Genomic DNA, 9660 nt, shown 5'->3' with positions numbered 1-9660 from the left:
ACCACACCGGAGGTCTTCGCCGTGATCAAGCCCGGCCAGTGTCAACAACGCTCGTGATCAATACAACTAGGGCCCGTCTTCAAACAGACCTTGCGTAGCCGATGAACGTGTGTGCTGCCAGCGCCGTGTGGGGATGAGGGTTGTGATCATGTGTGGTTGTTTCAGACCGGCTAGCGTCGCTCCACGCAGCAGCGGGTTGCCAGGGAGCCGAACAGGCCACGCGAGAACAGGGAGCTGAAGTGGATTTGGGATACGAGGTGGAGTTGCTCGCCGAGGCCGGTGACCGCAAGGACATCCACAAGCTGGCCGTGAGCCTCGTCCGTTCCAACAGGCCCCTGGCGATGGAACTCTTCGCGAGCATCGCCTCCGAGGGAGTCGACCGCCAGGCGCTCAGGCTGATCGCCGAGCGTGAAAGAAACATGATCTAGGGCCAATGCCGTGACTCTGTTGGTGATGTTGGAGGGGTCATGTGGTGGCTGCGGACAGGCACAGTGCGTGGAAGCGGGTGGTGCGGCGGCGGGTTCTGGGGGTGCTGGATACCCAGTCGGAGACTCGGGTGACGTTGCAGGCCAGGGCGGTGAGGACGTGCTGGACGTGAGTGCGGGCCAGGCCGCGGTAGCGGGAGCGTCGAAGGCCGTGGGCGCGGATGTTCTGCGAGAGGGTGGCCTCGATGCCGGCGCGGATCGCGTAGCGGTGCCGCCATTGCTCGGTGCGCTGGTGGAGCCGGTTGTGTATCTGGATCTCGTGCAGCGGCCGGGGCAGTACGGCGATGGATCGGGGCCCGGTGGCTGATGTGGTGCACTGTGTGCGGTCTGGGCAGGCCCTGCAGTCCGCTTCGGCGAACCGGGCCTGCAGATAGGTGTGGTCCTTGATGTTCAGCTTGGTCCAGGACACGCTCGTGACCCCGCGTGGGCAGATCGCCTGCTCGTTGTCCCAGTCGATGGTGAAGGCTGCCTTGTCGAAGCCCGAGCCGGCCTTGGCCTGGGCGCTGTGGTCGGCGGCGACCGGGCCGAGCAGAGTGATGCCGTGCACGCGCTGGGCCCGCTCGATGCGTGCCGGGGAGATGTAGCCGGAGTCGACGACGTGCTCGGCGGGCAGCAGCTGCCGTTCGGCGAGCTGGTCGTGGATGGTGTCGGTCAGCTGGATGTCCTGGACGGTGGAGATGGTGGTGGCGACATGGACCACCAGTTAAGGACGCTGCTCGTCGCAGGTTTCGGTGAAATGTGTCCGGTAGCCGCTCCATGCGGTGTCCCGTTTGACGCAGTAGTGCGCGTCGGTGTCATAGGGGGAGTCGAACCGCAGCGAGGCGGGCGGCAGGGCGTGGCCGTCCCGCCAGCGCAGACATCCGTCCGTGTCCCAGTAGTAGTGGTGGACCCAGACCTGGCGCAGGATCTCCACTTGAGGAAGCAATCGCGGATGGGGCGGGGTGTCTGCGGCCCAGGCGGCGGTGAGGATCTTCTGTCCGTCCCGGCCGAACTCTTCGGCCCGGGCGGTCACGGCCGCCGTACCGCCTGCCAGTTTGCCGATCTCCACCCTCCGCCCGTACCGCTTGGCCCACTCGGGCTCGATCAGCGGAGTCAGCCAGGCGGGGGCGGCCTCGGCCAGTTCCTCCAGAGCTGCCCGCAGTGTCTCCCCGACCAGTTCCAGGCGGCTGAGCGTGCGGACCGCGGCCAGTACATGGGTGGCGTCGGTGCGTTGCCGTCCCCCGGCCTTGAGCAGGCCGGCCTCCACCAGGCGGTCCAGCATCACCTGCAGCAGCCGGTCAGCGGCGCCGTCCTGTTCGGCCAGCCGGGCGCGGAACTCGCACAGCACCGAGTGGTCGAACCCCGGATCCTCCAGCTCAAGGCCGAGGGCGTACTTCCAGCGGAACTCGCACAGCACCGAGTGGTCGAACCCCGGATCCTCCAGCTCAAGGCCGAGGGCGTACTTCCAGTCGATCCTGGTGCGGACGGCGTCCGCCGCCGCACGGTCGGAGAGGTTCTCCGCGAACTGCAGCACCGACACCAGCGCCAGTTGACCAGGTGACAGTCCCGGCTTGCCGTCGCAGGGATACAGCCCGACGAACGCATCGTCCTCGAACAGGACATCGAGCCGGTCCCGGATGAACATCGCCGGAGTGCCCTTCGGGCACGCCGACCGCGCTGTCCTCACCGTCCTCACCGGAATCCGCTGGAAACTCCTCGGCCGTAACGACACTGCCCCACACCCCAAAACCCGAGGCCACCCCGCACTCCTCCAGCGAACCATCCGACGGCCCCACCGTCAGCGCCCCGGACAACATCACCAACAGAGTCATGCCGTTGCTTTACGTGGTTGCGGGTTGGGGTCGTTTGATGCGGACTGCTCGGGTGCCGGTGTGGGTGGGCTGTGGCCAACTGTGGTGTTCGGTCCGTTTGAGCCGGTAGTTGGACATCTTGCGTTTGACGACACGGGGCTGGCTGCGCAGCCGTCTGGCGGGCAGGAGGCGTTCGAGCAGGTCGTGCTGGAGCAGGACGAGGGCTCTGACCAGCAGCTCAGGGGGAAAAGCTGCCCGGCGTGAGGGTCACGCTGCGCCGGGCGGAGCGCAGGGTTTCGGTGAAGGAGACCCGGTCGGGATCCAGGCCCCGGGTGGCGGCGGTTCTGACCATCAGTTCCCGCAGCGCGTGGTGGACCAGCAGATGTGCCCAGATCTGCTGCAGGACACCGTCGGGCGTCTTGCTGCTGAGCACGATGCGGGCGCCGCGTTGATGGGTCTTGAGCTCGGCGAAGACGGCCTCCGCCTCCCAGCGTTCCTGGTAGAGCGCGGCCAGCTGGCGGGCCGGATGACGACGGGCATCGAGCAGGCTGGTCACCAGCCGGTACTCCTCGCCCGCACGGCCGGTACCGTGCAGCTGGTAGGCCAGCACCCGCACCCTGACCGGATCACGGTGCGCGGGATCGGTGTGAGCGTGGATGCGAGAGATCCAGGATCCGTCTCGGAGCATCCGCTCGACGGGCAGGCCTGCAACGTCACCCGAGTCTCCGACTGGGTATCCAGCACCCCCAGAACCCGCCGCCGCACCACCCGCTTCCACGCACTGTGCCTGTCCGCAGCCACCACATGACCCCTCCAACATCACCAACAGAGTCACGGCATTGGATCTAGGGCCGCCCGCCGAAGTCACCTCGCGGTGGATCATCGCGGAGTGATTCATCGTCATGAACTCAGTGATCAGGAGTGGGAGTTACTCGCTCCACTGATACCGCAAGCTGCGACAGGGCGGCCGCGGGTGTCGGACCGGCAGATCATCAACGGGATGGTCTACCGGATCCGGACCGGGATCTCCTGGCGTGACCTGCCAGAACGCTTCGGGCCGTGGAAGACGGTGTACACCCGCTTCCGCCGCTACGCCCTGGGCGGCGTGTTCACACGGGCGCTGCAGCGCATCCAGGCCGCGGCTGACGCGGCCGGCGACATCGACTGGCTGGTCCAGATCGACTCCACCATCGTCCGCGCTCACCAGCACGCGGCCGCCACAGGGCGGAAAGGGGGCTGCATCAGCAGGACGAACCGGACGATCACGCCCTCGGCCGATCCCGCGGAGGACTGACCACCAAAGTCCACCTCGCCTGCGACGGTAAGGGCCGACCGCTCGCGATCCTGGTAACGCCGGGGCAACGGCACGACAGCATCTGCACCCGCCCACTCCTGGAACGCATCCGAGTTCCCCGCCCCGGTCCGGGCCGACCACGCTGCCGGCCCGACCAGGTCATGGCCGACAAGGCCTACAGTTCCCGTGGTTTCCGTGCCTACCTGCGCAAACGCGGGATCGGACACGTCATCCCTGAGAAGAACGACCAGCAACGGCACCGGCACAACCGCGGCCGCCACGGTGGCAGGCCGCCGGGATTCGACCGTGAAGCCTACCGCCGACGCAACATGATCGAGCGATGCTTCAATCGCCTCAAGGGTTTCCGCAGCATCGCCACCAGATACGAAAAGACCGCCATTTCCTACGAAGCGGCGGTCACGCTCGTCTCATTCCTGCTCTGGGCGAGGTCTGTTTGAAGACGGGCCCTAGCCCGCCCTCACCCACCGCGCCGGGCCGGGCCGGACACCACCGGCCCGGCGCCCTCCCCTTGGCGAGGCCCTGTGTTCGTACCTCAAACCGTGTACGCGATCGCCTGCGACGGCTGCGGTGCCCGCTGCCGGCTGCCCGACGAAGACGACGAACGCGACTACGAACTCCACCTGCCCGAGCAGGAGCTGGAGGCAGCGCTCGCCCGGCACATCGAATCCCAGGGCTGGACCATCGCCAGCCGGCACCACTGCGCCGCCTGCGCCAAGCAGCGCGGTGACGACCTGATGGAACGCCTCGCCATCGAGACCACCCACGAACCGCTCTTCGAACTCACCGACCTTCCCAGCCCCGCCGACCGCGACCCGGAGACCTGATGACCACGCCCCGCAAGCGCCGCCCCACCCAGGGAACAGCCGTCCTGTCCGACTGCGGAGACCAGGTTCTGCCACAGATGGAAACGGTCGGCGACCTGGAGGGGCTACGCAGCAGCAGTGTCGGCGCGGTTGGCCGACGACCTCGGTTCCGGGGCGCGATCCATGGGACGAGGGGGAGGGGGCGACGGGGGCACAGCAGAGCCCCGACCGGAAGGACCGCTACGCGGTCCGCGCTCCCGGGTGGAGAGCCTTACCCACTGAACATCTTCACGGACATTGAGCCCCTCAGCGAGCCGCCGTCGGCCGACGGAACACACTCACCACGACGATCCACAGCTTCCCAGAAGTTCATGAACCAACTCGAAACTCCCGGCTCAAGTCCTGGCAGCAGGCCGTCAGCGGCTGACACCGGCAACTACAAGATCACCGAAAGGAACGAGGTCAGAGAGTCAGCACGATGCGCTCGTGCACCTGGCCACTCTCAAGTTGGCGGTGCGCTTCACCGGCAGCCTGCATGGGCATGGTTCTGTACTCGCGCAGCCGGAGCTGCCTCTGCGCCAGCAGGGGCATGGTGTCCTCCAGCGCGTGGGGAGCCCGCTCCGGGCTGGGGGGGGGCGACAGGGTGACACCGAAGTCAGCGGCAGCAGGGTCGGACAGGGTGATGACCCGGTTGGGGGCTCCCGTCAACGCGATCGCATCGGCCAGCACACCCTTGCCGGACGCGTCGAACGCGAAATCGACGGTCCCGACACTCCGGACGGCGTCGACCAGCTCCGCGCCGTAGCGTACGGGCGTGGCACCCAGGGACGTGACCAGTGCGTCGTCCCGCGCTCCAACGGCACTCACCACTTTGATGCCCTGAGCGACAGCCAACTGCGCTGCGATCAAGCCGACAGCTCCGCCGCCACCGAGCACCAGCAGCGTGTCACCCGTCTTCACCCCCAGTTTCCGCAGAACCCCTGCGGCCGCCTCTGCGGAGGCCGGCAGCGACGCCGCGGACGCCCACGGGACGGACGGTGGCTTTTTGACCCACATCGAGGCAACCGCGTATTCAGCGTATCCGCCGAGATCGAAAAGCAGCGCTGCTACTTCTTCACCGACCTGCGTACCGGTCACCCCGGTTCCCACCGCGTCGACGGTGCCGGCCACCTCGAAGCCGAGTACGGCGTTCGGCTGCAGCGAAAAGGCCTTGAGACGGCCCGATCTCAGAGCGAGGTCGGTCGGGCCGACCCCTGCAGCCTTTACCTTCACCCTGATGTGCCCCTCGGGCGGCTGAGGCAGGGGTACGTCAGTCCACTGCAACACGTCAGGACCGCCGAAGTCCGTCAGTGTGATCGCTTTGGGCATGTTTCCTCCGTCAAGAAGTGCCCGGGCCTGCGCCCGCCCTGGCAGCGTCGGTTACACCGCTACTGCACCTGATGCCGGCATAAGACAGGGCTGTAGCCACAAGAGCTTCCAACATATTGGTCAGCAGGCCCGGTTGGGGGGAACTGGCTGTCGGTAACCATGCCCGCGAACGCCTGTGCAGAGCACTGCGAACGACCCGGTTCGCGGCTTCACGGCGCCAGATCGGGCCAGGAGGGGGCTACCTCCCCCGCCGGGCTTCTTCCCTCAGCGGGAAGTTGCGTGGGGACCTGCCCTTGAGGAGGAGGAAGACGACGACACGCGCCCTCCCAGCAGGCGTCCGTCCCGCTGGGGAACATGCACACCACTCAGCGGTATCCCGTCATACAGGCACGAGCTCATACCTGTATGACGAGGGGCGGGCCTCGAAAGGTTCAAGCTGTCATGGTCCGTCTTGCGGAAGAGCCGGGTCGTGACCTCACGGGGCGGGGCACGAGGCGGAAGGCCTTGAGGGGTTCGGAGTGCCAGGGCCTGCGGGGGGGCCCTGATCCTTGGTCCCTGACCTTGGGTCCCTCGGGTCTTGGCAGGTCAGAAGCTGTTCACGGACATAAGCAGGGACTGTAGGGACTGGAATCCGCAATTATGAGGTAGAGCAAGAAGTCGGGTCATGTGGCTGGGACATGTGCGTGCGCGCATGAGGCGCACCTCTTGAAAGAAGTACGCCTCATAACTGACGGGTTGAGTCCCTATAGTCCCTCACTTGATGAGCTTTAGGATCTCTGACCTGCAATGATTGCTACTAGAGGCAAAAAAGCGGCGGGTTCTACGGACCCTTTTGATCGGGCCTTGGACCTGTGGGTCCCTCGTCTCCCACGCTCCGCCTCCTGCACACTGGCCCCCGAAGCGAGGTCCCGAGTGCTCCTGGGTCTCTTCAGCCCCCAGGCGGGAAGGAGCCCTGGACTCAAGCCCCAAGGGACCCAAGGGACCCAGAAAACTGATAGAACGGCACGGGGGTTGGACAAGCCACGGGTTCTCCGGCTGAGAGCTTTACACTCCCTCGCATCAGAACTCCTTCGGCCCCTGGTCACCACGGCCGCCCATTTCAGATGTGAAGTGATCGGGCAGGCCTAGGCAGAGAAGACGAGGACGATTTCCGTGCCATGCGAAAGTAGGGGCCGTGACAGCCAGGTGCCTGTCGTCCCCGGCTCGCCGAGTACGGTCGCAAGATGGTGTGCCGCACAGGGGTGGCCGGTGCATCCGCTCGCCCCCGGCCGCAAGGCCCCGGTCCGCAACTGCCCCCGCTGCTCGGGCAGTCGGCACGAGCCCGCCACGTGCATCTGCCTCTCCGCAGGGCGCCCATGCCACGGATTCCACGCCGCCACCACCGACCTGCGCCTCATCGCGCAGTGGTGGGCCGGCAGCCCTCCCCCTGGGGTGGGTGTCGCTTGCGGCCCGGCTGGGCTCGTGGTCATTGACATCGATGCCCACCAGGCGCCGGTCCCGGACCGGGCTCGGCTACTTCCCGGTATCAGTATCCCCGACCAGGTACGACTCGACGGGCTGGCCTCGGGTTTCGACACATTAGCGTTGTTGGCGGCCTATCGCGGTCACCCTGCGCCGGCGCTTGACGAGGGGACCTTGCGGGTACGTACCCCGTCAGGGGGTTTGCATGTCTGGTACCGAAACCCGGATCCCTCCGTCCGGTACAGGTGTTCGATAGGGTCTGCCCGGCAGACCGCTTTCGCCTGGCAGGTCGACATACGTGCCGACGGCGGCTACATCGTCGCTCCTGGGACCAGAACCCCGCAGGGGGTCTACCGTGCTGAGGGGACGGCACGCCACCCTGCCGTCCTGCCTGAGTGGCTCGCGAGTGAGCTGCGCCGTACAGGCCATGTGATCGAGCCTCGGAGGAATGCTGCGCCCGTCGAGCGCGTCCCCACCGAACGTTCCCCCTGGCGCGTGTCTTCTGCGGAGCAGCTCATCGATCCGTTGATCGTGGTGGTCGCGCAGTGCGCCGCCGTTGCGGAAGGTGCCGGGTTTTCCGAGAAGCTGAACCGGGCAGCGTACACGGCCGGTGGTTTGGTGGGGGCAGGGCACCTCGACCACACCACCATCAGGAACCGACTTGTCCGTGTCGCCCACTACGCCCGCCCCTGGCAGCAGGCCCGGAATGAAAAGATCGTCGACGACGCCCTAGCTGTAGGGTCCGTCCGTCCTCTCCATCTCAAAGGACGTCCATGAGCCGCAGCCTCGAAGGCGCGCCGCGTTTCAACCCGCAGGCGGCCGCTCAGCAGATGCTAGCCTTGGAGTCGGGCTGCCAGGCGGAAGTCCATGTCCGCCCCCCGGCTGAGGACTCGGTGAGCGCTGCTGAATCGGTTCCCCCGGCCAGAAACGTCCTCTCTGCCCCTCTGGTGCCCCCGTCCCTTTCTGATCGCGGCAATGCCCGTCTGTTCGTGCAGCTGTACCACGACCGGTTCCGCCATGTGGAAGGCCTGGGCTGGTTCGCCTGGGACGGCTACCGCTGGAAGCGCGCCGGAGGGGACAAAGCCGCGCTGTGGGCCGCGGGGCAGATGGCTGAGGACATGTCCGTCACCGACCCTCGCGGTCTGTTCGGTGACCGTGAGTTGGCTCAGCACAAGCGCCGCACACTGTCCACGACCGGTCTGAAGGCACTCCTGACCCAGGCCAAGGCGTCACCGGACATCTCCGTGGCCCCGGACACGCTGGACGGTGACCCCTACACCCTGTGCACCCCCGTGGGAGTGGTCGACCTCAACAGCGGGCTTGTGCGCAAAGCGGACCCCACCCGCGATTTCCACTCCCGGGCCACAAGCGTCGCTCCCCAGGCGATGGAGACGCCCCGCTGGCACCGATTCCTCGCCGACACCTTCGGGGACGACGACGAGGGCCGGGAGATGATCGACTTTCTGCACCTGCTGCTCGGGTACTCCATCACGGGCGATGTGGGTGCCCAGGTGCTGCCCTTTCTGCACGGTGAGGGCAAGAACGGCAAGTCCGTGCTGCTCGACATCATGATCCAGATACTCGGTGACTACGCGGACGTCGCCCCCCCTGGCTTCCTGATGGACCGGGGCGCCTTCTCGGAGCACTCCACTGAGCTGACCGAGTTGCACGGGCGCCGCCTGGTCGTGTGCAGTGAACTCAAGCCGAACGACAAGTTCGACGAGGCGCGGGTCAGGCTCTTGACAGGTGGTGACAAGATCAAGGCACGTCGTATGCGTCAGGACTACTTCTCTTTCACGCCCACCCACCATCTGTGGTTGCTCGGCAACCACCGTCCGGAGGTCTCCACGGGCGGCTTCGCTTTCTGGCGGCGTATCCGCCTGCTGCCTTTCACCAGAACGGTCCCGCCCCACCGCAGGATCGACAACCTCGCTTTCGAACTGGTCCGTGACGAGGGCCCCGGAATTCTGCACTGGCTCATCGAGGGTGCCCAGCGTTATCTCCGCACCAGGGATCCACTGGAGGGTCCTGACAGGGTTCGTATCGCCACGACGGCCTACGCGACCACCGAGGATCACATCGGTCGCTTCCTCGCCGAATGCTGCACGCGGGACGGCGACTCCGGAGGGAAGGATCTACGGGTCGAGCAGGGGCTTCTCTACGCGGAGTACAGCACATGGTGCAACGCCGGTGAAGGAATCCGGCCCGCGACGCCCCGGTCCTTCGCCAACCGGGTCCGCCAGGAGGCGGGCGTGACCTCGCCCACCGACATGATCAAATCGAACGGGCGAAAATACTACCCGGGCATCGCGTTACTGGAACGCGCATAAGGACTCCCGCAGGTCCGCCTACTCCACCCCTTGCCCTACAACGTTGTGGCCGTGCGCTCTACCATGGTGGCCAGCCCCCATGCGGTTGGCCCCGGCAGAGCGGTCCAC

General features: G+C 66.5%; 9 protein-coding genes and 1 pseudogene. 6 read left to right on the top strand and 4 right to left on the bottom strand.

Annotated features, from left to right (window positions below):
• The first annotated feature begins 239 nt into the window (after window positions 1-239).
• Window positions 240-428: a hypothetical protein gene (locus IEZ11_RS49665; protein ID WP_189269724.1), complete on the top strand. Its 189-nt coding sequence runs from the start codon at window positions 240-242 to the stop codon at window positions 426-428.
• 37 nt (window positions 429-465) lie between these two features.
• Here the strand turns inward: IEZ11_RS49665 and IEZ11_RS49660 are convergent, their stop codons facing one another.
• The 3 genes from IEZ11_RS49660 to IEZ11_RS49650 all read right to left on the bottom strand — a co-directional run bounded on the left by IEZ11_RS49660 (window position 466) and on the right by IEZ11_RS49650 (window position 2963).
• Entirely contained in the window at window positions 466-1185 is a 720-nt protein-coding gene (locus IEZ11_RS49660; RefSeq protein WP_189269723.1) for a transposase, read from the bottom strand.
• A 3-nt stretch (window positions 1186-1188) separates the two neighbouring features.
• Window positions 1189-2151: a transposase gene (locus IEZ11_RS49655; RefSeq protein ID WP_189269722.1), complete on the bottom strand. Its 963-nt coding sequence runs from the start codon at window positions 2149-2151 to the stop codon at window positions 1189-1191.
• 362 nt (window positions 2152-2513) lie between these two features.
• Window positions 2514-2963, bottom strand: coding sequence for a transposase (locus IEZ11_RS49650; protein ID WP_189269721.1), 450 nt, complete (start codon window positions 2961-2963; stop codon window positions 2514-2516).
• Window positions 2964-3167: 204 nt separating this feature from the next.
• Between IEZ11_RS49650 and IEZ11_RS49645 the strand changes: the two genes are divergently transcribed.
• Both IEZ11_RS49645 and IEZ11_RS49640 read left to right on the top strand, forming a co-directional pair.
• Window positions 3168-4027 (top strand): IS5 family transposase gene (locus IEZ11_RS49645; protein ID WP_373295091.1). Its coding sequence is split into 2 segments (ribosomal slippage): window positions 3168-3534 and window positions 3534-4027, totalling 861 coding nucleotides; the frame shifts between segments, so codons are not numbered across the junction.
• 84 nt (window positions 4028-4111) lie between these two features.
• Window positions 4112-4414, top strand: coding sequence for a hypothetical protein (locus IEZ11_RS49640; RefSeq protein ID WP_189269720.1), 303 nt, complete (start codon window positions 4112-4114; stop codon window positions 4412-4414).
• A gap of 441 nt (window positions 4415-4855) precedes the next feature.
• Here IEZ11_RS49640 and IEZ11_RS49635 read toward each other — a convergent pair whose 3' ends face one another.
• The gene (locus tag IEZ11_RS49635; protein ID WP_189269719.1) at window positions 4856-5761 is read right to left on the bottom strand and encodes an alcohol dehydrogenase catalytic domain-containing protein; all 906 of its coding nucleotides are present in this window, start codon (window positions 5759-5761) and stop codon (window positions 4856-4858) included.
• A 1152-nt stretch (window positions 5762-6913) separates the two neighbouring features.
• Here IEZ11_RS49635 and IEZ11_RS52330 point away from each other — a divergent pair.
• From IEZ11_RS52330 to IEZ11_RS49625, 3 genes and pseudogenes are all read left to right on the top strand, one after another.
• Window positions 6914-7609, top strand: a pseudogene (locus IEZ11_RS52330) (bifunctional DNA primase/polymerase); the annotation flags it as partial.
• A 108-nt stretch (window positions 7610-7717) separates the two neighbouring features.
• Window positions 7718-7999 carry a hypothetical protein gene (locus tag IEZ11_RS52325; protein WP_308426611.1) on the top strand — a complete coding sequence of 94 codons (282 nt, stop codon included), beginning with the start codon at window positions 7718-7720 and terminating at the stop codon, window positions 7997-7999.
• On the top strand, window positions 7996-9552 hold the full coding sequence (locus tag IEZ11_RS49625; protein WP_189269717.1) for a DNA primase family protein: 1557 nt from the start codon (window positions 7996-7998) through the stop codon (window positions 9550-9552). Before IEZ11_RS52325 ends, IEZ11_RS49625 begins: the two co-directional genes overlap by 4 nt.
• Window positions 9553-9660 lie beyond the last annotated feature (108 nt).

Origin of the sequence: Streptomyces fuscichromogenes (assembly GCF_014645815.1) — a bacterium.
GTDB classification, from domain to species: Bacteria; Actinomycetota; Actinomycetes; order Streptomycetales; family Streptomycetaceae; genus Streptomyces; species Streptomyces fuscichromogenes.
Note: the sequence above shows the minus strand (reverse complement) of the source record. Positions and strands in the feature narration are given on the sequence as shown.

Bases quoted from the DNA above. Each gene is read 5' to 3' on its own strand.
- IEZ11_RS49650 (WP_189269721.1), bottom strand. From the start codon at position 2,963: ATGCTCCGAGACGGATCCTGGATCTCTCGCATCCACGCTCACACCGAT.
- IEZ11_RS49635 (WP_189269719.1), bottom strand. From the start codon at position 5,761: ATGCCCAAAGCGATCACACTGACGGACTTCGGCGGTCCTGACGTGTTG.
- IEZ11_RS49625 (WP_189269717.1), top strand. From the start codon at position 7,996: ATGAGCCGCAGCCTCGAAGGCGCGCCGCGTTTCAACCCGCAGGCGGCC.